The sequence below is a fragment of the Halomonas sp. AOP25-F1-15 genome (assembly GCF_052378675.1).
GTDB lineage: Bacteria > Pseudomonadota > Gammaproteobacteria > Pseudomonadales > Halomonadaceae > Vreelandella > Vreelandella casei.
Genome location: NZ_JBQSXV010000004.1, coordinates 282,005 through 306,418, shown reverse-complemented (window position 1 = coordinate 306,418; position 24,414 = coordinate 282,005). Strand labels below are relative to the sequence as shown.

20 protein-coding genes are annotated in these 24,414 nt (G+C 55.4%); 9 read left to right on the top strand and 11 right to left on the bottom strand.

Annotated features, from left to right (window positions below; all coding sequences use genetic code 11):
• Window positions 1-64: 64 nt before the first annotated feature.
• The gene (locus ACT3TF_RS09750) at window positions 65-1,669 is read right to left on the bottom strand and encodes an ABC transporter substrate-binding protein (protein WP_444672133.1); all 1,605 of its coding nucleotides are present in this window, start codon (window positions 1,667-1,669) and stop codon (window positions 65-67) included.
• Between the two features lie 196 nt (window positions 1,670-1,865).
• Here ACT3TF_RS09750 and ACT3TF_RS09745 point away from each other — a divergent pair, with 196 nt between their 5' ends.
• Window positions 1,866-2,768: a LysR family transcriptional regulator gene (locus ACT3TF_RS09745; RefSeq protein WP_441686093.1), complete on the top strand. Its 903-nt coding sequence runs from the start codon at window positions 1,866-1,868 to the stop codon at window positions 2,766-2,768.
• Between the two features lie 34 nt (window positions 2,769-2,802).
• Here the strand turns inward: ACT3TF_RS09745 and ACT3TF_RS09740 are convergent, their stop codons facing one another.
• Complete coding sequence (locus ACT3TF_RS09740; protein WP_444672132.1) at window positions 2,803-4,170, bottom strand: PepSY-associated TM helix domain-containing protein; 1,368 nt, start codon at window positions 4,168-4,170, stop codon at window positions 2,803-2,805.
• Between the two features lie 94 nt (window positions 4,171-4,264).
• Complete coding sequence (locus ACT3TF_RS09735) at window positions 4,265-4,897, bottom strand: class I SAM-dependent methyltransferase (RefSeq protein WP_441686097.1); 633 nt, start codon at window positions 4,895-4,897, stop codon at window positions 4,265-4,267.
• A 376-nt stretch (window positions 4,898-5,273) separates the two neighbouring features.
• Here ACT3TF_RS09735 and ACT3TF_RS09730 point away from each other — a divergent pair, with 376 nt between their 5' ends.
• From ACT3TF_RS09730 to ACT3TF_RS09700, 7 genes are all read left to right on the top strand, one after another.
• Window positions 5,274-6,857 (top strand): glucan biosynthesis protein G, encoded by a 1,584-nt coding sequence (locus tag ACT3TF_RS09730; protein WP_441686099.1) that lies wholly within the window; start codon window positions 5,274-5,276, stop codon window positions 6,855-6,857.
• Entirely contained in the window at window positions 6,850-9,360 is a 2,511-nt protein-coding gene (gene mdoH, locus ACT3TF_RS09725) for a glucans biosynthesis glucosyltransferase MdoH (protein ID WP_444672131.1), read from the top strand. Before ACT3TF_RS09730 ends, mdoH begins: the two co-directional genes overlap by 8 nt.
• A gap of 299 nt (window positions 9,361-9,659) precedes the next feature.
• Window positions 9,660-11,075, top strand: coding sequence for an ethanolamine ammonia-lyase subunit EutB (locus tag ACT3TF_RS09720; RefSeq protein WP_444672130.1), 1,416 nt, complete (start codon window positions 9,660-9,662; stop codon window positions 11,073-11,075).
• Entirely contained in the window at window positions 11,065-11,904 is an 840-nt protein-coding gene (gene eutC / locus ACT3TF_RS09715; RefSeq protein ID WP_444672129.1) for an ethanolamine ammonia-lyase subunit EutC, read from the top strand. Before ACT3TF_RS09720 ends, eutC begins: the two co-directional genes overlap by 11 nt.
• A 157-nt stretch (window positions 11,905-12,061) precedes the next feature.
• The gene (eat, locus tag ACT3TF_RS09710) at window positions 12,062-13,495 is read left to right on the top strand and encodes an ethanolamine permease (RefSeq protein ID WP_096282094.1); all 1,434 of its coding nucleotides are present in this window, start codon (window positions 12,062-12,064) and stop codon (window positions 13,493-13,495) included.
• Between the two features lie 118 nt (window positions 13,496-13,613).
• The gene (locus ACT3TF_RS09705) at window positions 13,614-14,108 is read left to right on the top strand and encodes a CIA30 family protein (RefSeq protein ID WP_441686105.1); all 495 of its coding nucleotides are present in this window, start codon (window positions 13,614-13,616) and stop codon (window positions 14,106-14,108) included.
• A 75-nt stretch (window positions 14,109-14,183) separates the two neighbouring features.
• Window positions 14,184-14,897 carry an SIR2 family NAD-dependent protein deacylase gene (locus tag ACT3TF_RS09700; protein ID WP_444672127.1) on the top strand — a complete coding sequence of 238 codons (714 nt, stop codon included), beginning with the start codon at window positions 14,184-14,186 and terminating at the stop codon, window positions 14,895-14,897.
• Between the two features lie 41 nt (window positions 14,898-14,938).
• Here ACT3TF_RS09700 and bioA read toward each other — a convergent pair whose 3' ends face one another.
• Genes bioA through bioB form a run of 6 tightly spaced genes read right to left on the bottom strand, consistent with a single transcriptional unit; the run spans window position 14,939 to window position 20,635 of the window.
• On the bottom strand, window positions 14,939-16,210 hold the full coding sequence (gene bioA, locus ACT3TF_RS09695) for an adenosylmethionine--8-amino-7-oxononanoate transaminase (protein ID WP_444672126.1): 1,272 nt from the start codon (window positions 16,208-16,210) through the stop codon (window positions 14,939-14,941).
• Window positions 16,207-16,896, bottom strand: coding sequence for a dethiobiotin synthase (gene bioD / locus ACT3TF_RS09690; RefSeq protein ID WP_441686110.1), 690 nt, complete (start codon window positions 16,894-16,896; stop codon window positions 16,207-16,209). The genes bioA and bioD overlap by 4 nt, the downstream gene beginning before the upstream one ends.
• Window positions 16,893-17,675: a methyltransferase domain-containing protein gene (locus ACT3TF_RS09685; RefSeq protein ID WP_441686112.1), complete on the bottom strand. Its 783-nt coding sequence runs from the start codon at window positions 17,673-17,675 to the stop codon at window positions 16,893-16,895. The genes bioD and ACT3TF_RS09685 overlap by 4 nt, the downstream gene beginning before the upstream one ends.
• Window positions 17,672-18,418 carry an alpha/beta fold hydrolase gene (locus tag ACT3TF_RS09680; protein WP_444672125.1) on the bottom strand — a complete coding sequence of 249 codons (747 nt, stop codon included), beginning with the start codon at window positions 18,416-18,418 and terminating at the stop codon, window positions 17,672-17,674. The genes ACT3TF_RS09685 and ACT3TF_RS09680 overlap by 4 nt, the downstream gene beginning before the upstream one ends.
• Window positions 18,415-19,563 (bottom strand): 8-amino-7-oxononanoate synthase, encoded by a 1,149-nt coding sequence (gene bioF / locus ACT3TF_RS09675; RefSeq protein WP_444672124.1) that lies wholly within the window; start codon window positions 19,561-19,563, stop codon window positions 18,415-18,417. The genes ACT3TF_RS09680 and bioF overlap by 4 nt, the downstream gene beginning before the upstream one ends.
• A complete protein-coding gene (gene bioB, locus ACT3TF_RS09670; protein WP_444672123.1) occupies window positions 19,550-20,635 on the bottom strand; it encodes a biotin synthase BioB in 1,086 nt (361 codons plus the stop codon). The genes bioF and bioB overlap by 14 nt, the downstream gene beginning before the upstream one ends.
• A 164-nt stretch (window positions 20,636-20,799) precedes the next feature.
• Between bioB and ACT3TF_RS09665 the strand changes: the two genes are divergently transcribed.
• Window positions 20,800-21,624 carry a tRNA-uridine aminocarboxypropyltransferase gene (locus ACT3TF_RS09665; protein ID WP_441686120.1) on the top strand — a complete coding sequence of 275 codons (825 nt, stop codon included), beginning with the start codon at window positions 20,800-20,802 and terminating at the stop codon, window positions 21,622-21,624.
• Window positions 21,625-21,642: 18 nt separating this feature from the next.
• On the opposite strand, the gene ACT3TF_RS09660 is transcribed toward ACT3TF_RS09665, so the two are convergent.
• The gene (locus ACT3TF_RS09660) at window positions 21,643-22,911 is read right to left on the bottom strand and encodes a TraB/GumN family protein (RefSeq protein ID WP_444672122.1); all 1,269 of its coding nucleotides are present in this window, start codon (window positions 22,909-22,911) and stop codon (window positions 21,643-21,645) included.
• A gap of 46 nt (window positions 22,912-22,957) precedes the next feature.
• Complete coding sequence (locus tag ACT3TF_RS09655; protein ID WP_444672121.1) at window positions 22,958-24,406, bottom strand: TrkH family potassium uptake protein; 1,449 nt, start codon at window positions 24,404-24,406, stop codon at window positions 22,958-22,960.
• Window positions 24,407-24,414: the final 8 nt, after the last annotated feature.

Genomic DNA, 24,414 nt, shown 5'->3' with positions numbered 1-24,414 from the left:
CCTCGGACAGTGAATAGAGCGGATGCAAAGCCCTGCCTGCACAAAAGAGGCAAGGTATGGTGCATTAGTCAGCTTTATGCATGCCCCAGAAAACAGGAACCGGGCCTTCAACGACATCGCTTAGCTCATTACGCCAGGATGTGACGTTTTGAAACTGACCCAGAGGAATAAACGTTGCCTGCTCCATCGCCTGCAGCTGCACGGCTTCAGCTAGTGCCTTACGCTGTTCTTCGCTTTCGGCCAAAGCATACTCGGCACGTAGCTCCTCCATCTTCGGATCGGTTGGCCAGCCAAACCAGCTGTCTTCAGCGCCGCTGGCAATCAGTAATAAATTGATAGTGGGAGACCAGACGCTATCGACACTAAAATTGGTGAATATCATGTCCCAGCCACCTTCGCTTGACGCATTATGACTAGCGCGCTGGCTGACTAGGGTCTGCCAGTCCATCTGTTTAAGCTCAACATTGAAGCCCACTTTACGCAGTGCCTGCGCGACGACCACCGGCTGAGGGGCCAGCGTGGCAACATCGGAAGGTTGGAGAAGCACAACCGGCGTTTGGTCGTAGCCTGCTTCTTGTAATAAAGCGCGTGCCTCATCAAGAGCACCGCCTGATGTCAATGACTCGCCACCCACTTCGGTTGAAAGCGCAGTATTACATCCGAACACTGAGGCGCAGGTCTGATAAAAGCGCGGATCGCCCACCAGGGCTGCCATCACGTCGTCTTGGCTGATTGCCAGCAGCGCTGCGCGACGAACCTGGGGGTCATCAAAAGGAGGGTGCAGGAAGTTCATCCGTGCAACGGTTAGCATACCCAACGGATCTAGAACGTCGGTGGTGATGTCTGGATTACCTTCCAAAAGGGGCAGCAGATCGAAGGGAGTCCGTTCGATGAAGTCGATGTCACCACTGTTGATCGCATTAACCGTGGTTTGTACGTCGGGCATGTGTACCCACTCAACGCGGTCAACAAATACCTCTTTGCTTCCCGCCGTGCCAGAGGGGGCCTCCGTGCGTGGCTCATATTCATCAAAACGCTCATAAACGGCTTTGACGCCTGGTTGAAATTCATCAGCAATAAAACGGAAGGGGCCAGAACCAATCTGGTTAGGCAATGGTTGGCCTGATTCAATTGAGGCGACATCCTTCGGCATCATAAAGGCTGGTACAGCGGAAGGTTTAGAGAGTAAGCCAATGACATCGCCAAGGGGGCTGGATAGTGTCAGTTCAAAACGTTTGTCATCCAACGCCGTTAAGCTTTCCGTGTTATCGAAAATGATTTTTCCACCCGCATCGTAGTCGCTCCAGCGCTCTAAAGAGGCAATGCAGTCGTCGGCGGTCACGGCAGAACCATCGTGCCAAGTGAGGCCATCACGAAGTGTGAAGGTATAGCTCAGCCTGTCTTCTGAAATTTCCCAATCAGCCATTTGCGGCTGCGGATTTAAGTCTGAGTCCAGACCAATGAGCATGTCATAAATCATGTAGCCATGGTTACGCGCAATCGTGGCGCTGCTCGACACCGGGTCTAGTGCACGCAATGCTGAGTGCATCACTGCGTTGACGGTGGTATCAGCCTGCACGCCGGCGGTAAACGATAGCGAGCCTGCTAAGCCCAGCGCGGTTAGGATAGCCTTCTTTTGAAAGCGCGAAGAAGCCAGAGGTTTAAACATTATTTTCTCCATTGATATTATTAGATCAGGGCGTTATTTGGAGTGGCGTTATGGTGGCCGCGCTCATCGTTATACGCTGCTAAGTTGTTGTGCCTTCGATACTAGACTGGCCAAGGTCATGTCGTTAGATGTATTTTTCGAATGCAGCATTGCCTTTTAGGCAATGCAAAATACAAACCAAAAGCGTGGTGGTGATATGAATGAGCGCATTCTGCTTGACTCGGCGTTACGCTATTTTCTAGAAATTGTGCGACAAGGTTCTATCAATAAAGCCTCTGCCAAGCTGCACGTGGCGCCCTCCGCTATCAGCCGGCAGATCACGCGACTGGAAGCAGAGATTGGCAGCCAGCTATTCGAACGGCACTCGTCTGGTATGAAGCTGAGTCCGTCAGGAGAACTGCTGGCTGCGCACGCCCGCAAGGCGCGTTTGGATGCCGCGCGAGTCATTGAGGAGATCACGGGTCTAGAGGGTATACAGCGAGGCACCGTACGCATTGCCAGTATTGAAGGGCTTTCAAGCTATTTACTGCCGCATGTCATCAGCGAATACCGAAAGAAGCATCATGGCATTCACTTTGAACTAATCGTCACTTCCTCGACAGACGTAACCCAGCGAGTATGTGAAGGGCTTGCCGATATTGGTTTGACGATCTCGCCGGCACCGGAAAAGAATATTAAAGTGGAAATGCGAATTATGGCCCCCATTCACGCCGTTATGAGTGTTCATCATGCCCTGGCTACGAAGAAACAGATTTCTTTGGCACAGCTCAGTCACCATCCGCTTGCTTTGCCGACAGACAACACTACCATCCGGCAACTATTTAATGTCAGCTGTAGCCGGCAGGGGCTGCTGATTGAACCAGTTTTAGTTAGCAATTTTGTCACCACGCTAGTGCATTTTGCCGCTTGCCAGGGCGGTATCACGCTAATTGGCGACGTCTCTGTTCGCCATTTAAGCGCCAGCGCCGAGCTGGTTTCCTTACCTATTCGCGATCATGAGATGAGTGCCCGCACTATTGAGGTGCAAACGCTAGCTGGGCGTACGCTGCCTAAAGGAGTGGCGGACTTTCTGGAAGACTTGTATGTCGCCTTGGCGTAAGCGTTATGGTGAGAACACTATAGCGACCCAGCGCTCAGCGATTACGTGCATGCCGCTTAGTGGCTATGCACCAGCGCAGCGCATCAATCACGATAAAGACCGCCAGACTCACGCCAAGCACCGGTAGCGCTAAGCCTAGAGCGATAGCGATCACGCTCACACTGAGTTTGGCAGTGAGCGGTAGCATGAGCCAGGGTTCTGCAATGGTGGGAAAGCGCTGGCCGCTCGCTGCGCGCAGCCGTCGCCATGCCGTTACATAGCCCAGTGCGATCAGTGCGACCAGCCCCGCGGCGATTAGCGCTAGCACTAGCTGATTGGCGATACCAAACAGTACCCCCATATGCAGATCAACGCCCCAGCGAGTGAGCTTGGCGGCTAAGGGAAAGGTAGAAAAATCAGTTTGATCGGTCACGGCCATGCTGTGTGGATGTAGTGCGACTTGGTCGACCTGTGTTGGCCAGCGTCGGTCTATTTCCGCTACCCGCCACGCTTGGTTTTCATTTGTCGGTGGAGAGAGCTGAATACGGTGGGCCTTTAAGCCGGCTGCCCGAGCGGCATTTAGCGCGCGGTCAAAATCCTCGGGCAGCAGCTGTACGCTGGTGGTAACGGGAGCCGAATGACCGTGATGCTCTGCGTGTTCATCGTGTGGCTGGCTATCGGTGTCGATTAGTGCCGTCGAGGCACTTGGCGTGCTCCAGCCCCAGGCATTGCGCAGCTCTCCAATGTTGCCGCCCGCCCATTGGGACCAGGTAAGCCCGGTTGCCGAAAAGAAGAGCAATCCTAGCGACAAGATCACCCCTAGCGTTGCATGGCGCCGTCGCGTTGACTGGCGTCCGGAAAGCATTTTTAGCGAGCGACGCTGCCAAGCCCATAGCAGAATCCCCCCGAGCGCGGCTAGCCAAAGCCACGAGGCGGCCAGCTCGCTATAAAGACGGCCAACATCGCCCATTAATAGCTGGCGATGAAAGTGATCAATAGCGGTGCGTAACGGTAAGATACCGCTGGTGCCGTAAACCGTAGTGTCACCCGTGACGACCAGCGAAATAGGGTCAACAAAGATCGCACGGTGTTCCGAGGGGCCAAGATCCGGCGCGTTAAACATCAGCCGAGTAGTGTCGCCGAGCTGTGGTGCGGGGCGCACGGCGTTTGGCAATGTCGATTGGTCTAAGTAGCGTTGGGCTGTATCAATCTGGGCGGCCAGCGGCTGAGCCTCGCCCTGGCTGACGCCATATAGCGTGTCGTGATAAAGCCACTCTTCCAGCGGCGGGCTCAGCAGATAAGCAATTCCGGATAGCGCAGCGATGAGGATAAACGGCCCAACGAAGAGGGCAATATATAAGTGCAGGCGACTAAGCAGCGTGAACAGTAGTTTGCTAGTGCGAACAGATGGGCGTTTTGTCATTTTTATTCCGAGCTTAATCGACTAAGTAGCTGATCAGATTATACAGTATCGTTATCGATCACTAGTCAGCAGGCTGCGGTTAAAGGACGCATAATTAAGCAGTTGAGTGCATAGGCTTGGTGGCGAGCAGGGCGCGAAATACCCCGTTCATCAGCACGGGTTCGTCATGACGAATGGAAAAACCTGCCGTCGTGAGTAGCGGCTGCGCTTGGCGGGTGATATCAGTGGCAATGGCCGATGTCAGTTGATTCAGCAAGCGCCGGCCCGCTCCCGAAGGCTGGCTATCCGGTTGGAATTTGTCCATCACGCACAGCTGTCCACCTGTTTTTAACACGCGATGCGCTTCGCTAAGCCCTTGCTGCGGATTAGGCATCACCGCAATGATCAGGTGCATGATCACGACGTCAAAGTGTTCATCGGGATAGTTGAGCGACTCAGCATTCATAACGCGGCATTCAACGTCGCGGCGAAGTGCTTCAGCGCGTTGGGCTGTACGCTTAACCATAGCGGGTGCCAAGTCGGTGGCGTGCAGCTCAATATCATGCGGTAGAAAGGGCAGGTCCAATCCCGTACCCGCACCGACCATGAGTACTCGCATGCCTGGCTCCCAGTCCACTTGGCCGAGCGCAATGCGTCGCGGTTTACGAAATGCGCGGTTAGCGACGGTGTCATAAAAGGGGGCGTAGGCGGTATAGCGTAGGCGATTCCATGCGGTAGTATTGAACACGTGAGATACTCCAAGCGAGCCGTTTTGCGTACTCTCTGTTGTACACCACGTCAGGCTGCAGCGCTAAGCGTTTGCGAATAACCCCCACTGCATTGTTTTGTCGTTACAGGTTTATGATGACTGTTTTGTCGAGACTGTTTTATCGAGACTGTCGCTACGGCCCGAAGCTTTAAGAACCACCTAGCCCATAACCAGTCTATAATGTTCTCTTACAAGGATATCGGGGTGGGTAGCTGATTAAGCTGCTGGCGACTGATGCCTTCGTTGTGCTTGAATACGGCGCATTCAACTGATCGAATGAGCATGATGGTATGCCAATTCGGCACATAAGCGAATTTGAACTTAGTCAAAGGATTGTCCAGGAGCAATACGCTAAATGAGAGGATTTACCCCACGAAACATCTTAAGCCGCAAAGGCTTTCGCTCTGTCGCCGTTCTAGGCGGGCTGCTGATTGGCAGCATTCCTCTTGAAGCTTTCGCCTTCGGTTTTGATGATGTTGCCAGACAAGCCGAGGAATTGGCTCAGCAAGGTTACAGCGCGCCAGAAACGGCCATGCCAAATGAGCTGCAAGAACTCAGCTATGCGGAGTATGCGCAAATCCAATATAAGCGGGATCGCGATGTTTGGAGCGGTACTGGTTCGCCGTTTACGCTTAGCTTTTTCCACGAGGGAATGCATTACAACAGTGCGATCCAGTTAAATAGTATTGATCAGCAGGGCGACGTTCATGGCTTTGCTTACAACGCTGACGATTTTACCTACGGTGATTTAAATATCCCTGACGGCGTTAAAAATAGCGACGACCTGGGTATCGCCGGCTTGAGAATTAACTATGCGATGAATGATGCTGATCGCAAAGATGAAGTCATGGTGTTTCTAGGCGCAAGCTATTTTCGTGCCGTAGGTAGAGGGCAGGTTTACGGTGTTTCAGGGCGCGGGCTTGCGGTTGATACGGGGCTGCCATCGGGTGAGGAGTTCCCACGCTTTAAAGAAATGTGGATTGTCGAACCTAGCCAAGAAAGCCAATATTTAACCATTTTTGCATTGCTCGATTCACCTAGTGTGACCGGTGCCTATCGCTTTGTGCTGCGCCCTGGTGACGACACCTTGGTCGATGTACAGTCGCGCCTTTATTTGCGCCGCTCGGTCGAAAAACTGGGGATAGCACCGTTAACGAGTATGTACCTTTACGGCCCAGAGCAGCCTTCATCGACGCTTAACTATGTGCCCGCCATCCATGATTCTAATGGCTTGCTCATCAACGATGAGCAGAATGGCCGAACCTGGCGCCCGCTGGTGAATCCGGCCAGGCTGATGATGAATCGACAAGAAACGCCTGAGTTAGGCGGTTATGGGTTGATGCAGCGCGGCCACAACTTTAGCGACTATCAGGATCTTGATGCGCGCTATGACCTGCGTCCAAGCGCCTGGGTCGAGCCGCTTAATGACTGGGGTGCCGGTAGCGTTGAGCTGATTCAAATTCCCACCAGTAATGAAACCAACGACAACATCGTATCGATGTGGTTGCCTAATGAAATGTATGAGCCGGGTACGCCGCTGGCCTTTGATTACCGTATGACGACCACCGTCGATGAAGAGCGTCATCTGGATCCGCAGCTTGCCTGGGTTGATGAAACCAGACGCTCGCGTGGCGAGGTGGTTAGGGATAACCTCGTTCGTGAGGCCGACGGTACGCTCGCGTTCGTTATCGACTTTGTTGGGCCCGCGCTTGATGGTATTGGCAGCAATGCCAACATCAGCGTTCAGGCAAGCGTGGGGGATAATGGCAACTTAGCGTCTAGCCGCGCTGTACCTAATCCGGTTAGCGGTGGCTGGCGCGTGTTTATCAACGTGAAGCGCGAGAATACCAGCCAGCCGCTAGATATAAGGGCGCAGCTAATGCGCGATGGCAAGCCGATCTCTGAAACTTGGTACTATAGGCTGCCTGCGAATGGCTGATATGAGTGCTTCCAGGACGCCTGCGCCGACTAATCGTTACCTTGAGCGCTTGGCGCTCGAGACTCAGGATCGCGATGAGCGGCGCAAGCTATTAGTCGGTGATCTTGATCAACACGACATGGCGTCGTTGCATGCTACGTTAGGCGGGCACAGCGAGGAATATAGCGACGACAGTGATCCGGCCGCGTCATCCGTTGGCCGGCGCTTGGCGCTGGCCTATGCAGAGCCGCCGCTAGCGCCACCTGAGGTGCTTTCAACCGACGCGTCAGGCATTACTCGATTGCGCACGTCGCTTCCCATCAAGCGAACGCCGCTGGCACCGGAGCAGTGGTCGACCAATCCTATTGTGAATACCGGTCGGCGCCTTAAGAACTGGGCTAACCGCGGTTGGAGCCGCCGGCGCAAAAGAGAATATCATTCTCCTGCGGCCTGGCGATGGGTGGCCACCAGGCGTCGCTGGATTTTGCTGGTGCTGATTTTCGGCCAAAGCATCATCGCGGCCAATCAGATGCGTACCGTGCTTCCCTCTCAAGGGCAGCAGTGGCTTGAGATAACTATCCTGTCACTGTTTGTGCTGCTGTTTGCCTGGGTATCCGCAGGGTTTTGGACGGCGCTGATGGGGTTCTTCCAGCTATTACGCGGCAATGATCGCTACGCCATTGATAGCGAAGTCGGTGACGACCCGATTCACGCCGAAGCGCGCACAGCGCTGCTGGTGCCGATTTGTAATGAAGATGTTGCCCGAGTGTTTGCCGGCGTGCGCGCCACGTTGGAATCGCTACGCAGCACGGGCAATGATCAGCATTTTGACATCTTTATTCTGAGCGATACCTTTGATGCCGACATTGCTATTCAGGAAAGCTACGCTTGGCTTGCGATGTGCCGCGATCTGGAGGCTTTCGGGCAGGTTTTTTACCGCCGCCGACAGCGCCGTGTAAAACGTAAAAGCGGCAATCTTGACGATTTTTGTCGCCGCTGGGGCGCGCTTTACCGCTATATGCTGGTGCTGGATGCTGACAGCGTGATGAGCGGCAAATGCCTGACTCGCTTGGTGCAAATGATGGAGGTGCATTCCAAAGCGGGCATTATTCAAACCGCGCCACGGGCCTCCGGGCGGCTCAATTTGTATGCGCGCATGCAGCAGTTTGCAACACGGGTTTACGGACCGCTGTTTACCGCGGGGCTGCACTTTTGGCAGCTTGGTGAGTCGCATTATTGGGGCCACAACGCGATCATTCGCCTGGCCCCTTTTATGCGTCATTGCATGCTCGCACCATTGCCTGGCAAGGGGTCGATGTCGGGCGAGATTTTATCCCACGATTTCGTTGAAGCGGCGTTGATGCGCAGCGCCGGCTGGGGGGTGTGGATTGCTTACCGGTTGGAAGGCAGCTATGAAGAAATGCCGCCTAACTTACTCGATGAACTCAACCGCGACAGGCGCTGGTGCCACGGCAACTTGATGAACTTTCGGCTGTTTTTCTCGAAAGGCATTCATCCCGTACACCGTGCCGTGTTCCTGACGGGCTTAATGTCTTATCTCTCAGCGCCGCTATGGTGTTTGTTCTTAGTGCTGTCTACCGCGCTACTAGCCGTGCATACCTTTGGCACGCCTAACTACTTCCCAGAGCCGGGAATGCTGTTTCCCGTGTGGCCGCAGTGGAATCCAACCTTAGCCGTGGGGCTGTTCGGTGTGACCGCGCTACTGTTGTTCTTGCCTAAGTTTCTTAGCGTGCTGCTGGTGTGGATCAACGGTAGCCGCCAATTTGGTGGGCCGCTCAAAGTGTTGGCCAGCATGGTGCTCGAGTCGCTTTTTTCAATGCTACTAGCGCCGGTAAGAATGCTGTTTCACACCCGCTTCGTACTGGCATCCGTGATGGGCTGGGAGGTTCAGTGGCGCTCACCCTCACGTGAAAATAGCGACACCACTTGGGGCGATGGGATACGCAACCATTGGAGCCAAACGCTGATAGGCGCCGTGTGGGCCGCAGGCGTTTACGTGCTTGAACCGACGTTTCTTTGGTGGCTATCGCCTATAGTGGTTTCCCTGATGGTGTCTATCCCGGTATCGGTACTGTCGAGCCGAGTCTCGCTAGGGCGCTTAAGCTTTCAAAAGCGGCTGTTCAGGATTCCTGAAGAGACGCAGCCGCCGCGGGTGCTGCGGCGTATGGTGAAATTGCTTTCCCAGATGAACGCAGGAATGGCCGCACCGTCCTTTGCCCAGGTGGTGGTGGACCCCGTCCCTAATGCGCTGGCCACTGCGTTAGGCGCTTCACGGCATTCAGATGCTGAGCCCGTGCGCAGGCGTCGAGACGAGCGGGTTTCACGCGCAGTCAGGATGGGCCCGGCGGCAATGAGTCAGTTGGAGCGTTTAGATTTTCTAGATGATCCGGTGATGATGTCGCAGTTGCACTACCACGTGTGGAACGATAGCAACGCGCATCAAAGCTGGTTTGGCTATGGCCTGCCAGGGCGCGACTCCAAACACCTGCCTACGTTTAAATAAGCGTTTTATAACGACTAATCAAGCTGGCTGAAAGGCTGGCTTGATTCTCTTCTCTTCTCTTCTCTTCTCTTCTATTGCCATTCAATGCCGCGCTCGTCGTTTGCCAAAACTTGCTACCCATATTGATTGATAGCGCTATGATTGATGGAGCTATGATTGATGGAGCTATAGTTTATGGAGCGATAGTTGAAACGCGCCACTTTTCAAATCTCAATGATCTGTCAGTATGATTAAAGTGGCCGCTGCAAGGCCGCATTGAGAAAAAGTAAGAGCGAAAGAAAAAGAAAAAGGAAAGCACTATGGCCCAGACTTATCACACCACGGTGGGCAGTCGCAGCTACCGCTTCACAAGCCTAGCTGAGCTAATGGCAAAAGCCACGCCGCCTCGTTCGGGTGACCGCTTGGCTGGAGTGATGGCAGAAAGCGCTGAAGAGCGCGTGGTCGCCCAAATGATGCTGGCTGAGCTTCCTCTCACCACCTTTTTAAATGACGCGTTAATTCCTTACGAAGACGATGAGATCACCCGGCTGATTATGGATGATCATGACGCCGACGCTTTTGCCCCCATTCGACATCTCACGGTGGGTGATTTTCGTAACTGGCTGCTTTCGGATCATGCGTCTAGCGAGGCGCTTACCGCCATACGCGCAGGCGTTACGCCTGAAATGGCCGCCGCGGTGAGTAAGCTAATGCGCAACCAGGATCTCATCTTGGTGGCTAAAAAGTGCCGGGTCATTACCGCCTTTCGCAATACTATTGGCCTACCTGGGCGGCTCTCCACGCGCTTACAGCCTAATCATCCTACCGACGACGTAACCGGCATTGCCGCCAGTATTCTCGACGGCCTGCTCTACGGTAGCGGCGATGCAGTGATTGGCATCAACCCCGCCACTGATAACGTCGCCCAAAGCGTTAAGCTGATGCGCTTGATGGACGATGTGATCCAGAAATATCAAATTCCCACCCAATCGTGCGTGCTCACGCATGTGACCAACACGCTGGAAGCGATAGAGCAGGGCGCCCCTGTGGATTTGGTCTTTCAATCCATCGGTGGAACGGAGGCGACTAACCGCAGCTTCGGCTTTGACTTGAGCACGCTGGCGGAAGCCGAAGCTGCGGCGCAGTCGCTTAATCGCGGCACGGTGGGGCGCAACGTGATGTACTTTGAAACCGGCCAAGGCAGCTCGCTTTCCGCCGATGCTCATCACGGGCTCGACCAGCAAACCTGCGAGGCGCGTGCCTATGCCGTGGCGCGTAAGTTCAACCCTCTGCTGGTGAATACCGTGGTGGGCTTTATCGGCCCCGAGTATTTGTTTGACGGTAAGGAGATCACCCGCGCCGGGCTTGAAGACCACTTCTGCGGCAAGCTGTTGGGCGTGCCCATGGGGTGCGATGTTTGCTACACCAACCACGCTGAAGCCGATCAAAATGATATGGATAATCTGCTGACGCTACTTGGCGTGGCGGGCTGCAACTTCATCATGGGCATCCCCGGTTCTGACGACATCATGCTCAACTATCAAACCACCTCTTTTCACGATGCGCTTTATGCGCGCCGAGTGCTGGGGCTGAAAGCGGCGCCAGAATTTGAGCGATGGCTTGAAGAAATGCAGATTTTCCAGGATGTGAGTACCTATCGGCTTAATGACCAACTGCCTGCTGCCTTTGCGAATAGTCTGCGTCATCTACCTAAGGAGCCTCGCCATGGCATATAACGGATCATCGCCTATCGTGGTGGAGAACCCCTGGGAGCGCCTCAGTGCCTTTACCGATGCACGCATTGGCTTAGGGCGAGCGGGCATCAGCCTGCCGACCAGCAAGCTGCTGGCATTCCAGCTGGCCCATGCTCAGGCACAAGATGCGGTCCACTGCCCGCTAGACGTCGAAAAACTGGCCGATGAGCTTGCTCAGGCTCTTGAGTTGTCTCAACTACCCCTGCGCCTGCATAGCCATGCTCAAGACCGTGCGACGTATCTTCAGCGGCCCGATTACGGCCGACGGCTTAACGACGAAACCCGCGAGCAATTGCAGCAAGCCGCCACATCTCAGCAGCGCTTTGACCTGTCGGTGGTGATTGCCGATGGGTTGTCGGCACTGGCTGTGCAGCAGAACAGTGCAGCGTTTCTCAGCGCACTTTATCAACTGTTCAAAAACGATAGCGTCGATTGGCAGCTAGCGCCGCTCACGATTGTTGAGCAGGGGCGGGTCGCGATTGGCGACGAGATAGGCGCACTGCTGAATGCCGATGCCGTGCTGGTTATGATCGGTGAACGGCCCGGGTTGAGCTCGCCAGATAGCCTGGGGCTGTATATGACCTGGGCGCCGCAGCCAGGGCTTAAGGACGATAGCCGCAACTGTATTTCTAACGTGCGCCCGGCAGGCTTGCAGGTCGAAGAAGCCGCCAGGCGCTTTTTTTTACTGTTAAAGGAGGCCCGCCAGCGCAAGTTGTCAGGCGTTACGTTGAAAGACCGCAGCGAAGACGATGTGCTCGAAGGCGATGCCTCTGCAAGCGGCTCCACGCGTAACTTTTTGGTTGCCGATTAAAGCGGTTAATCCATGCAAGTTGCACTCTGAAAAGAGCCTTCTAGATCGATCAAATCAACATCTTCTAACAACAATCTGGAACGTCGTAATCAGTACTTGAAACGAGGAACGGCACGCCGCTGACAACTCTTTCGTTCCACATGAAAAGGCCGCAATGATGACACAACCCTCGATTGATCAGGCGTATCTGGCAAAGCGCCAGCTGCGTAAAGGTACTGCTGGGTGGATGCTGCTAGCAGGACTTGGCGTTTCCTACGTGATTTCCGGAGATTTTGCCGGTTGGAACTTTGGTATCGCCGAAGCGGGATGGGGCGGCTTTGCGATTGCCGCCTGCTTAATGGCGCTAATGTACCTAGCTTTGGTGCTATCGCTGGCGGAGATGTCGGCGGCGATACCTGCCGCGGGCGGTGGCTACAGCTTTGCTCGCCAAGCGATGGGGCCGGCAGGCGGGTACTTAACCGGGCTTGCGGTATTGATCGAGTACGCCTTAGCGCCCGCCGCGATTGTGATTTTTATTGGCGCAGCGGTTGAGTCATTGCTAGGCATCAATGGGCCATTGGTTTACCTGATTTTCTACGCGGTGTTTATCGGCATTCATCTGGCTGGCGTGGGTGAAGCGCTTAAAGTCATGATGGTCATTAGCGGCCTGGCGGTATTTGCCATCTTAGCGACCGCTGTGGCGCTGATTGGCAGTTTTGACGCGGCCAATCTATTTGATATAGCCCCCACCGATGCAGCGGGCGCGAGCACGTTTATGCCGTTTGGTTGGTACGGCGTTTGGGCGGCGCTACCGTTTGGGATGTGGCTGTTTCTGGCGGTCGAAGGCGTACCGCTGGCCGCTGAAGAAGCTAAAGACCCCGCACGCGATATGCCTAAAGGTATTATCGCTGCGATGCTGTTTTTGCTGTTCACCGCGCTGCTGGTGGTTGTGCTGTTAGCCGGTGCTGCCGGGGCTGAGATGATCGGCCAAAGCGGCGTGCCGCTGGTTGATGCGCTTAATGCGACCGGCAACCCGATGCTGGCGACCACGGTTAACGTGCTGGGCTTGGCTGGGCTAATTGCCTCGTTCTTTTCGATTATTTATGGCTATAGCCGGTTGGTGTTTGCGCTTTCACGCGGGGGCTATTTGCCTAAGCGCCTATCGCTGACCAGCGGGCGTAAAGTGCCTTATCTGGCGCTGATTGTACCCGGTGTGTTTGGCTTTCTGGCATCGCTAAGCGGGGAAGGCGACCTGATGCTAGCAATGGCCGTGGTAGGGGCCACTATTTCCTATGCGCTGATGGCGCTAAGCCATATTTTACTGCGTTTAAAACAGCCTGATTTGCCACGACCCTATAAAACGCCGGGGGGCATTGTGACCTCATCGATCGCGCTGGTGCTGGCCTTAATAGCCTTAACCGGCGTATACGCGTTTGATCCACGCGCGTTTAACTACACCATCGTGCTGTTTATCGCGGGGGCAGCCTACTTCTTTCTCTACAGCAAACATCATCTGGTGGCGAAAACCGCCGAAGAAGAGTTTGCGCTAGTGTCCGCCTCACCTGAGGATCTGGATAAGAGCGAACCCGTATCAACTGCCGCTAAGCTGTAAGCGAGCCAGCGATTAGGCTACTGTGGTAAGCCCCTGACGGTATGATGTCGGGGGCTTTTTCTTAGTTATTTTGCCTATCTATTTTTTTTCTATCTATGAGCCATGGCGAGGTGGTTTTATGACGCTGACCTTTAATAACCCTGACGAGCAGCAGCGCTGGTACGCAGTGGATGATGGCGTCATGGGCGGTGTTTCCCAAAGCAGGTTTAGCGTCGCCGACGGTGAAGGTCGTTTTCAGGGTGAGGTGTCGCTCGAAAACGGCGGCGGCTTTGCCTCTGTGCGCCGTGAGCCTAGTGATTTTGAATCCACGCTAGCGGGAGCCAAGGGTATCGCTGTTACCGTTCTAGGCGATGGCCGCACCTATCAATTACGCCTGAAAAGCACCGCGCTCGGCGATGCATCGGCGTATCGGGTGAAATTTACGCCTTCCATCGACACCTGGAAGACGCTGAGCTTCACGTGGGGTGACTTTGAAGCAGTGCGACGTGGCACGCTACTCCGCGATGCACCTGCGATAACGCCTAGTGATATTCACATGCTGGGTTTCTTGATTGCTGATCGCACCGCTGGGCCATTCTGCCTACAGGTCCAACGTATTGAGTCCATCGACTAACGCTGATGACCTGTTCTACTCAGGCTAGCTAGCGACTCTATGGGCATGCACTGGAATATAAGTAATGAGGGAATCATGACAGCAAGGCCGCATTTAGTGGTGTTTACCGGATCGGGAATCAGCGCCGAGAGTGGCATCAAAACGTTTCGTGCCAGCGACGGCCTTTGGGAGGACTATCCGATTGAAGACGTCGCCACACCACGGGCGTGGCAGCGTAACCCACAGCAGGTGTTGGATTTTTATAATCAGCGCCGCGAGCAGATCCGCCGAGCTAAGCCCAATGCGGCGCATAAAGCCCTGGCGGCCCTTGAGCAGGATGGGTTTGACGTCAGCATCATTACCCAGAATATCGACGATCTTCACGAGCGGGCAGGTTCGCGTCATGTGCTGCACTTACATGGTGAGATTTTAAAGGCGCGCTCATCGATTGATGACCGCATGCGCTATCCGCTACCTAAAGGGGGCATCGAACTGGGCCAGGTTTGCGACAAAGGCAGCCAGCTACGCCCTGATGTGGTTTGGTTTGGCGAGTCGGTGCCGCTATTTGCCGAGGCCTGTGAACTTGTCAGTAAGGCTGATTTTCTATTGGTGGTGGGTACCTCGCTGGCGGTGATGCCTGCCGCTTCGCTGCTCTCGTACATTGATTACGAGACGCCCTGCGCGCTGGTCGACCCAGAGGCCGATATACTCAGCCCGCCGGGCGTCTTGGCGATCAATGCCACCGCGGGCGAGGGTGTTCCCGCGCTGGTCAATCGCTGGAAGCAGCAAGGTAATTTACGACTGTCTTGAAAATTTGAGACGCCAGTGAGTCGGTACAGCCTTTGGCTTTATTAAGCCCTTAAAAACCACGCTTTCATGACGTCGGTAATCTGGGTGATTTCCGCTTCAGAGGTGATATAGGCGGGCATGGTATACAGCCAGCGACCAATAGGGCGCAGCCAAACGCCGCGTGCGCGGGCAAAGTCTCCTACGCCTTTTAGCGTCTCTGCAGAGTACGCCTCGATCACAGCGGTGGCACCGAGTACTCGAACGTCGGCAACGGCTGGATGTGCGTTTAGCGCTTGGTCTTCCAGTAGTTCATGTTGCAGCTGCTGGCTGAGTCTCGCGATTTTGCCCAGGTAATTCTCTTCCTCAAATACACGCAGACTCTCCAGCGCCACGCGACAGGCGAGCGGGTTGCCCATAAACGTGGGGCCGTGCATAAAAGCATGCTGAGGGCTGTCACCGATAAAGGCGTCGTGGACGCGATCCGTCGCCAGAGTGGCGGCGTGACCCAGATAGCCGCCGGTTAAGCCTTTGGAGAGCACCATAATGTCCGGCGTGACGTTCGCGTGGTCAGCGGCAAACAGCTTGCCGGTGCGGCCAAAGCCGGTGGCTACCTCATCGAAAATCAGTAGCACGCCAAACTCATCGCACAGTGCCCTGGCGCCAGCAACATAGCCCGGTGACGTCATGTTGAGCCCGCCAGCAGCCTGTAGCAACGGTTCCATCAATAGCGCTGCGATCTCGTGATGATATTGCTCAAGCACACCTCGCAGAGCATGAAGATCGTGTTCAACCTGCTCTGCGGTGGCATCAAAAGGAGCCGTAGGTGCCGGGGCAAAATGATGCTGTGGCAGCAGGCCTGAAAAAAGGCTGTGCATGCCTTCTTCTGGGTCGCACACCGCCATGCAGCCGGTGGTGTCACCGTGGTACGCCTTCATCAGCGAAAGCATCTTTACCTTGCCGGGATTACCGATGAGCACCTGATATTGGAAGGCCATTTTCATTGCCACTTCCATGCCCACCGAGCCGCTGTCCGAATAGAAAACATGATTCAGCCCGGCGGGCGTAATACGCACCAGCTCACGCGCTAACTGGTCGGCGGGCTCATGGGTTAAGCCGCCAAGCATGACATGGCACAGCTCGCCGGCCTGCTCACGAATAGCCCCCACCAAGCGCGGGTGGCCGTAACCGTGGATCATGCACCACCAGGAACAGGTGGCATCCAGCAGGCGTTCGCCGCTTTCAAGCACAAAGTGTGTGCCTTCACCGCCGACTACCTTGGGTGCGGATGCTTGTGTTTTCAGATGTGAATAAGGATGCCAAACCGGCGTATTCATAACGGCTCCAGGGAGAGATAGGGGGCGGCAGTAGCGGCCTCAGGGGCATCAAGATGAGGGATAATGCCTAAACAGGGGGCCGCCAGCTTCATTTTTAAATGGGCAATATTGGCCTCAAAGCGAGTTGAGTCAGCGGCAAAGGCGGGGTCGACCACGCTGCCTGCCCAGCCTGCGAGCTGCAGGCCATTGGCACGAATGGCTTCTGCTGTTAAGCGGGCATGATTCAAGCAGCCTAGCTTTAGGCCGACGACCAGAATCACCGGCAGCTTGAGAGCGATCGCCAGGTCGGCGAAATCTTCCTGATCGTTTAACGGGACCCGCCAACCGCCAGCACCTTCAACTAAGGTGAAGTTTCTCGGTGTTTGGATAAACGTTTTGCGCAGTAAATGAGTGATGGCGCTGGCTTTCAGCGGTTGGCCTGTTTCTATCGCAGCGAGATGAGGCGCTATAGCGGGCGCAAAAGCAATGGTGTTCACCGTGGCGTAGTCGACAGATGGCACGCTCTGTCGCTGTAATGCCAAGGCATCGTCGTTACGCAGGCCGTCGCTTGTCTGCTCACTGCCGGAGGCTACAGGCTTAAGGCCCAACGTGCTCAACTGCTGTTGGTGGGCGGCATATAGCAACGCGCTGGTCACCAGTGTTTTACCCGCATCGGTATCGGTACCCGTCACGAACCAGGCGTTCATAGCGATTTTTCCAACTGCAGTGTTAAACAGCAATAGCTCACCGGCAGACCCTCCCGCTCTCGCAACTGTTCAAAGCGCGTTTGTGCAGTGGCGATGTCAGCTCGCGTAAGGTGGGTGTGTGATCGAGCAAGCTGTGCTCCCACCCCTTTAATGGACGCCATAACGGCATTTAGATCGGGATAGTAGAAACGCTCAATCGATGCGGTCTGCTGAGTAATGGTTAAGCGGCTCTTACCGATGGCCTGCACGACACTTGCTTGGTTAGGCGTTTTTAACAGTGCTTCGGGTCTCTGCCAGACTTGGGCAACTTCTTTCAACGTTCCTGGCAGTAGTGTCGTGATATGCGCTTGCCCACCAGGCTGTAACACGCGGTAGAGTTCATTCATGACGGCGCCAATATCGGGACACCACTGCACCGCTAGATTGGAAAACACCAGATCAAATGAACGCTCATCAAATGGCTGGGCGGCAGCGTCGCCTGGTTGCCAGTCAATGCTTTCACCGTGGCGCTGGCGGGCCTGTTCCAGCATGCCGGGCGCTAAATCTAATCCAGTGATATGCGCGCGGGAGTAACGGGTTGCCAATCGCTGGGCCCAGTAGCCGGTGCCGCACCCCATATCCAACACGTTAAAAGCATGGGTAGGTAACGAACCCCAAAGTATCTCGCCTATTTGGCGCTGCGCAGTGGCTAGCGCATCGTAGCGAGGAGCGGCGCGGGAGAAGGCATGGGCGACTCGCGCCTGCCAGTTAGCTTCGCTGTTCAGCGTTAGATCCATCATAAAACCGCCATGTTGGCATGAGCCATCTGGGTCGCATGGCGGATAATCGACGCCGCGAGAGCCTGCGGCTGGGAGAGCATCGGGCAATGTCCGACACCGCTTAGCGTTTCGCTTTTACGGTGCTGAGCGCGGCTAATGAAGGGATCACATTCGCCGGTGAGACGCACAGCCGGGCAGGGGGATGCCGCTAAGCATGAGCGATTATCAATCGACGCCAGCCACTGCAGGCCGGTAGCAAGGGTGGTGTTGTCGGCGGGTGGCGTATCGCCCAGCAAGCCACGTAGTTGCCGATATGCCTGCCGAGGGTTGGGTTCTCCTTGCGCCTGCCAGCGCAAAAAGTGTTGCCACGTCGCGATAGGTTCGCGCTGAAAGGCACGTTTGAACGCATTTAGCTCGCTAGTAGCGACACCGCCGCTGGCACTGTCTTCGCCACGGGAACAGAAAGTATCGCCCGCACCGAGCAGAATTAGACCGCGTGGTGGGGGAAGGTGTTCAAGTAGCGCCGTTGCCAGTAGCCCGCCTAATGACCAGCCGACCCATACCGCATTGCTGGATAATGCCGATGCCATAGCGTCGGCTAACGGTGTCAGCGTTGCATGATTTTTTATCTCAGGGGTATCGCCATAGCCAGGCCACTCAATAGCCTTAATCTCAAAAGAGTCTGGCCAGTAAGCTTGTAGCGGTCGCCATATACGGCTATCAACTCCCCAGCCTGAAAGCAGTATTAAGCGCAGGCGTTTCATAGCGATTCCTGCTGCTGGCAGTAGTGAAGTGCCGCCAGCAGTCGATCAATATCCTCGTGCTGATGGCGTGCGCTAAGAGTAATACGTAGCCGGGCTTCGCCCTTAGGCACCGTGGGTGGTCGAATCGCACCTACATGTATACCTTGTTCTCGTAACTGAGCGGCCCAACGCAGCGTGCGCGACTCGTCTGCTAATATTAGTGGCTGAATAGGGGTGGACGAATCGCTGAGCGATAGTCCCAAGTGCAACGCCTCATGGCGAAAGTAAGCGATGTTAGCGTTCAGATGGGCTCGGTGTTCTGGTTCCTTCTGAACGATCTCCAGCGCTTTGAGGGTTGCGTTGGCAATGGCCGGGGGCTGAGCGGTGGTGTAGATGTAGCTGCGTGAAAACTGAGTCAGATGATCGATTAACGCGGCATCCCCGGCCACAAATGCTCCTGCAGTGCCCAATGCTTTGCCTAGCGTGCCGACCAAAATCGGCACATCGTCACTACGCCAGGCGCTGCCCACGCAGCCGCCGCCTGCGTCGCCGAGTATTCCTACGCCGTGGGCATCGTCGATCATCAGCCAGGCGTTATGGCGTTGGCTTACTGTTACTAGCGCCCCAATATCGGCGATATGGCCGTCCATGCTGAAGACTCCATCGCTGATGACGAGCTTATGCACGCTATCGCTGCGCTTCAGCAGATTTTCCAGGTCGTTCATATTGCGATGATGATAGCGCCTGGAGCGCGCGCCGCTTAAGGTGGCTCCATCCAGTAATGACGCGTGGTTGAGGCGGTCTTGAAAGATAGCCGTGTGGCTATCCGCCAGTGCTTGCAGCACGCCAATATTCGCCATATAGCCAGTGGAAAAAAGCAGCGCCCGCTGCCGCCCCGTCCAGCTTGCCAAGGCTTCTTCCAGCGCATCGTGAACATCCAAGTGACCGCTGACCAAATGGGAGGCGCCGGCCCCTGCCCCGAAACGCCGTGCGCCTTCGGCCTGGGCCTCGCTGACACGTGGATCGTGGGCAAGACCCAAGTAGTCGTTACCTGCAAAGTCGAGCGTGTCACGCGCCAGTGCTTGGCGCGTTCGCCAACGGTGCTGCCGCAGACGATCCGTGCGTGCATCGTCTAGCCGTTGTTGCCAGGCATCAAGCACTGACATCCACCGCTAACTCTGCCACGCGTTCGGCGTGCACCTGCTGCTGCGCTTGCTGCGCTTGCTGAGCGAGACGGGCGGCGTGGATAGCGTCGCTTTCACAGGTGTCGCGTGTTTCAGGGTGAAGGCCAAGCTTAGTAAACAATGCACGATCGCGATTCGCCTGAGGGTTGCTGGTCGTCAGCAGCTTGTCGCCGTAGAAGATCGAGTTGGCCCCGGCCAAAAATGCCAGCGCCTGGGTCGACTCGTTCATCTGCTCACGGCCGGCGGATAGCCGCACGTGGCTTTGCGGCATCATAATGCGGGCGACCGCAATAGCGCGGATAAATACAATGGGATCTAAATCTTCGACGCTTTCCAGCGGCGTGCCGGGCACTTTGACCAGCATGTTGATCGGCACGGACTCCGGGTGCGGCGACAGCTTGGCCAGCTGTTGCAGCAGGGCGCTGCGGTCGTTGGCCTCTTCGCCCATGCCAAGAATACCGCCGGAGCAAACCTTCATACCCGCGTCGCGGACGTTAGACAGCGTTTCCAGGCGGTCGCTATAGGTGCGGGTGGTGATGATTTCAGCGTAGTAATCCGGCGAGGTATCCAGGTTGTGGTTGTAGTAATCAAGGCCCGCCGTGGCAAGCCGGCTAGCTTGCTCGCCATCCACCATTCCCAGCGTCATGCAGGTTTCCAGACCGACCGCCTTTACCTGACGCACCATCTCTTCGACTAACAATAGATCCTTATCGCGCGGGCTTCGCCACGCTGCTCCCATGCAAAAACGGCTCGCACCGGCTTCTTTAGCCGCTTTGGCTTGTTCGACGACTTTCTCGATTTCCAGCAGTTTCTCTTTTTCAAGCTGGGTATTGTAGTGACCGGACTGGGGGCAGTATTTGCAGTCTTCCGGGCAGGCGCCGGTTTTAATCGATAGCAGCGTCGAAATCTGCACCGCGTTAGCATCAAAGTGGGCACGATGAACCTGCTGGGCTTGAAACAGTAGGTCGTTAAACGGTAGCGCGAAAAGCGCGTTGATTTCATCCAGCGTCCAGTCGTGACGCTGACTAAGGCGTTTTTCGCGGGCTAATGGCATGATGTAAACCTTTTGGGTTTTAATAGTTGACGAGACTTTAGCGGCGTTGCGCTTTATGTGTCAACGTTGGAAAGTTTTTAGGTTTACGGTGGCGATGGAAATATTCGTCAAGATAGCGCGCGCTCCTTTATACTCTGCGCCCTTTTCCACACTTGAGAGCGCGGATGTCTGCTTTTGATCGCCCCGTTGATACTGATTCTTCGGGGCCTGGTTTTTCTGGACATGGTTCTTCTGGATATAGCTCTTCTGGACATGGCGACGGCTCCGTTGCCGAATATCCGCGTCCACCTCGGCGTGAATTCAAAGCGCGCGGCAGTTTTGTGACGCGCTGTGAGGCTTGCCAGCTTCCCGTCATGAACTGTTTGTGCCCGTACCAGGTGAAGGCTGAGAGCCATGCGCAGGTGTGGCTATTGACCCACCCACTCGAACATTTTAAGCCGACCAACACCGGGCGTTTGATACGCGATGTGCTGACGACGACGCAGGTGTTTACCTGGTATAGGGTGGCGCCGGATGCACGTTTGCTGGCACTGCTGGAAGATCCGCGCTATGCGCCTTTTTTGATTTTTCCAGACGATCAGGCAGATTACGCCGATAGAGTAGTGGGGCTGGATGCGGTTGAAGAAGCTAAAAGCCAGGCGCGCATTCCGGTGTTTATTATTTTAGACGGCACTTGGCGTCAGGCGCGGCGCATGTTTCGCAGAAGCATCTATTTGGATAAATTGCCGATTCTGCCGCTACATACCGAGCGTGAAACCCGCTATCGATTAAGAAAGCCCGCGTCTAAAGCGCATCTGTGTACGGCAGAAGTGGCCATCGAGCTGCTGCGCCAGGGCGGTGATATCGCCGCTGCGGATAGGTTAGATGATTATTTTGATGTGTTTAACGATAGCTATGCGGCGAGCCGACTGCATCACAAAATAGACCCGCCGACCGCCGCCATGCAGCGTCTTTCCGCACAGCGAGACGTAGCGCTCACCGGGGAGTGAGCGCTACGAAGAGCGCTTTTACGCACTGCCAAATAACGCACCGGCAATTCTAAAGCCTGCCACCCAGGTGCCGATTGCCGAGCCGAGAGTGGCGAGAATAAAGACCAGCAAGGTGCGCGACACACGGTTCTTCCACCAGCCTTTTAGCTGCGTGACATCGTGGCGCAACGTTGAGAAGTCGCGCACTTTGGGTTTACGCATGTACAGCTCAACACCTGCAGCTACGAAGCCTGCGCCAATCGTCGGATTCAGCGATGTCAGCGGGGCGGCGAAGAAGGTGGCGATCACGGTCACCGGGTGTGCTAAAGCGATGATGGTCGCACCGCCCGCAAGAATCCCGTTAATCAAGAACCACTCAAGAACCAGCTGCCAGCCAAGGCCGGTGTTGCGCGAGAAGCCGATGGCAAAGCCCGTTAACACCAGCGCGGTAATCAGCCACGGCAGAATTTTCCAGAGTTTCGTTGGCGCCGGAGTCGCTTCAAGTGATTCGCGCTCAACCTTAGGGTCAGCGGGCAGTGGTGCTTCAAGATGCTCAACGGTACCTTTCAGGTGGCCTGCGCCGATGACCACCAGCACGTGCTGGTAGCGCCCCGGGGGGGCATCTTCTGCCAAGCGTAGCGCCATATAGCGGTCACGCTCGCGAATAAGCGGCGCATAAAGCGCTTCAGATTCGGCGGCAAATTCATTGAACGTTGCCTCAAGCATATCGCCTTCTTTGAGCTTTTCGATATCCTCTTTGGAAACATCCTGACGTGATAGCACGCTGCCGATAAGGCCTGAAAATAGCGAGAAGCGCTGCCACCACGGCACGTTGCGATAAATGCGTTTTAGCGTCAGGCCTACATCGCGGTCCACCAGCAGAAGCGGTAGCTGCAGCCGGCTAGCTTCTTCCACCGCCGCGCGCATTTCTGCCCCAGGCTGAATGCCGGACTGATCGGCAATGCGCTGCTGAAAAGCGCCCAGTGCAAGGCTTGCGGCCACCATGCCCGCTTTGCCTTCTTTAAATACTTGGAACAGATCCTGCTCGCCCATGGCATCTGGGTTGGACATGCTGTGATGGCGAGCATCACAGAGCTCAATAGCCACAGCATCGAACGCGCCGCTGTCCAGCAGCTTGCGCACATCGTCCGCGCTCTCTGCTGATACGTGGGCAGTGCCCAGCAGCGTATAGCGGGTATCGCCGATGGCGATCGTTTTTAGCGGCCCGCTGGTGGTTGGGAGTGAGGTCGGCGTGTCCGGCATATCGTTACCAGACGCTTCTTCAGGGAACGTGTCTTCGTGATTCATTAACGGCTCTCAAGTCGATCAAATAAGTAGGTCTGATGTGTGATCTTTAACGTCGCCAGAAGGCGGGAGTAAAAAGCACCAGTACCGTAAAAATTTCCAGGCGTCCTAGCAGCATGGCCATCACCAAGATCCATTTCGCGAGGCTAGGCAAGTCGCCATAGTTAGTGCTGGCTTCACCCAGTGCGGGGCCAAGATTGTTGAGCGCTGACCCAACCGTCGACCAAGCCGTCACTTGATCTACGCCGGTCGCCATTACTCCTACCAGCATTAAAAAGAACAGCAAGACGTATACGGAAAAGAAGCCCCATACGGCTTGGGCAATGCTGTCGGGAACGCTGACTTTGCCGACTTTCACCGCAATCACCGCGTTGGGATGAATCAGTCGCATGATTTCACGCATGCCCTGCTTAAGGATCAAAATAATCCGAATGACTTTCATGCCGCCCGCCGTCGAGCCGGAACAGCCGCCCACAAAGGCTGCGACAAAGAGTAAAAACGGCAGCGCGCCTGGCCACATCGAGAAGTCGGCGACGCTATAACCGGCGGTCGTGGCGACAGACACCACCTGGAAAATCCCGTGCCGTAAACCGCGCTCCGTTTCGTAGGCATTGGTCAGCCAGAGCGACAGCACCGTGATCACCGCCAGGGCGAGCAGGAAGAGCATTAAAAAGCGTGCTTCCGGATCATGAAAGTAGTGCAGCAGGCTTTTTTCACGCCAAGCGATAAAATGCAGGCTAAAGCTAAAGGCTGAAATCAGCATAAAGACGACACAGATCATTTCAATCGTTGCGCTATCAAAATAGCCGATACTAGCGTCATGAGTTGAAAAACCACCGTTGGCAACGGTGGAAAAGCTGTGGCTCAACGCATCAAACCAGCTCATGCCCGCCAGCATATACGCAATCATGCAGGCGATCGTCAGCGTGGCGTAGATGTACCACAGGGCTTTCGCCGTTTCGGTGATGCGGGGGGTGAGCTTGGAGTCTTTGAGCGGCCCCGGGATCTCGGTACGATAAAGCGCCATGCCGCCAATGCCAAGGGTGGGCAAAATAGCCACTGCCAATACCACAATCCCCATGCCGCCTAGCCACTGTAGCTGCTGACGATAATAAAGAATCGATTCGGGGAAAAAGTCGATGCCGGTAATTACCGTTGCCCCGGTGGTGGTTAAGCCGGAGAACGACTCAAACACCGCGTCGGTAATGCTTAACGAGCCTTCTCCAAATAGCATCAGTGGCAGCGAGCCAAACAGCGCCAGCACCGTCCAAAACATCACGGCGATAATAAAACCATCACGGATCCGCAGCTCTTTTTGAGAGCGCCGGTTGGGTAAATACAGCAATAGCCCGGTTGCGACTGAAATCGCAATGCCGATGATAAAGGCACTCCACACGCCGTCACGAAACCACAGTGACATCAGCGTGGGAGGCAGCATGGTAAGGCTGAAGAGCATCAGCAGCAGCCCCAAAATGCGCAAAATAACCCGCAGACTCATGGTTGTCG

Excerpts from the sequence above, each read along its gene's own strand:
- bioD (WP_441686110.1), bottom strand. The coding sequence starts at position 16,896 with ATGAACGCCTGGTTCGTGACGGGTACCGATACCGATGCGGGTAAAACA.
- ACT3TF_RS09660 (WP_444672122.1), bottom strand. The coding sequence starts at position 22,911 with ATGAATCACGAAGACACGTTCCCTGAAGAAGCGTCTGGTAACGATATG.
- ACT3TF_RS09750 (WP_444672133.1), bottom strand. The coding sequence starts at position 1,669 with ATGTTTAAACCTCTGGCTTCTTCGCGCTTTCAAAAGAAGGCTATCCTA.
- ACT3TF_RS09745 (WP_441686093.1), top strand. The coding sequence starts at position 1,866 with ATGAATGAGCGCATTCTGCTTGACTCGGCGTTACGCTATTTTCTAGAA.
- ACT3TF_RS09705 (WP_441686105.1), top strand. The coding sequence starts at position 13,614 with ATGACGCTGACCTTTAATAACCCTGACGAGCAGCAGCGCTGGTACGCA.
- bioA (WP_444672126.1), bottom strand. The coding sequence starts at position 16,210 with ATGAATACGCCGGTTTGGCATCCTTATTCACATCTGAAAACACAAGCA.
- bioF (WP_444672124.1), bottom strand. The coding sequence starts at position 19,563 with ATGTCAGTGCTTGATGCCTGGCAACAACGGCTAGACGATGCACGCACG.
- mdoH (WP_444672131.1), top strand. The coding sequence starts at position 6,850 with ATGGCTGATATGAGTGCTTCCAGGACGCCTGCGCCGACTAATCGTTAC.
- ACT3TF_RS09730 (WP_441686099.1), top strand. The coding sequence starts at position 5,274 with ATGAGAGGATTTACCCCACGAAACATCTTAAGCCGCAAAGGCTTTCGC.
- ACT3TF_RS09655 (WP_444672121.1), bottom strand. The coding sequence starts at position 24,406 with ATGAGTCTGCGGGTTATTTTGCGCATTTTGGGGCTGCTGCTGATGCTC.
- ACT3TF_RS09680 (WP_444672125.1), bottom strand. The coding sequence starts at position 18,418 with ATGAAACGCCTGCGCTTAATACTGCTTTCAGGCTGGGGAGTTGATAGC.
- bioB (WP_444672123.1), bottom strand. The coding sequence starts at position 20,635 with ATGCCATTAGCCCGCGAAAAACGCCTTAGTCAGCGTCACGACTGGACG.
- eat (WP_096282094.1), top strand. The coding sequence starts at position 12,062 with ATGACACAACCCTCGATTGATCAGGCGTATCTGGCAAAGCGCCAGCTG.
- eutC (WP_444672129.1), top strand. The coding sequence starts at position 11,065 with ATGGCATATAACGGATCATCGCCTATCGTGGTGGAGAACCCCTGGGAG.
- ACT3TF_RS09740 (WP_444672132.1), bottom strand. The coding sequence starts at position 4,170 with ATGACAAAACGCCCATCTGTTCGCACTAGCAAACTACTGTTCACGCTG.
- ACT3TF_RS09700 (WP_444672127.1), top strand. The coding sequence starts at position 14,184 with ATGACAGCAAGGCCGCATTTAGTGGTGTTTACCGGATCGGGAATCAGC.
- ACT3TF_RS09665 (WP_441686120.1), top strand. The coding sequence starts at position 20,800 with ATGTCTGCTTTTGATCGCCCCGTTGATACTGATTCTTCGGGGCCTGGT.
- ACT3TF_RS09720 (WP_444672130.1), top strand. The coding sequence starts at position 9,660 with ATGGCCCAGACTTATCACACCACGGTGGGCAGTCGCAGCTACCGCTTC.
- ACT3TF_RS09685 (WP_441686112.1), bottom strand. The coding sequence starts at position 17,675 with ATGATGGATCTAACGCTGAACAGCGAAGCTAACTGGCAGGCGCGAGTC.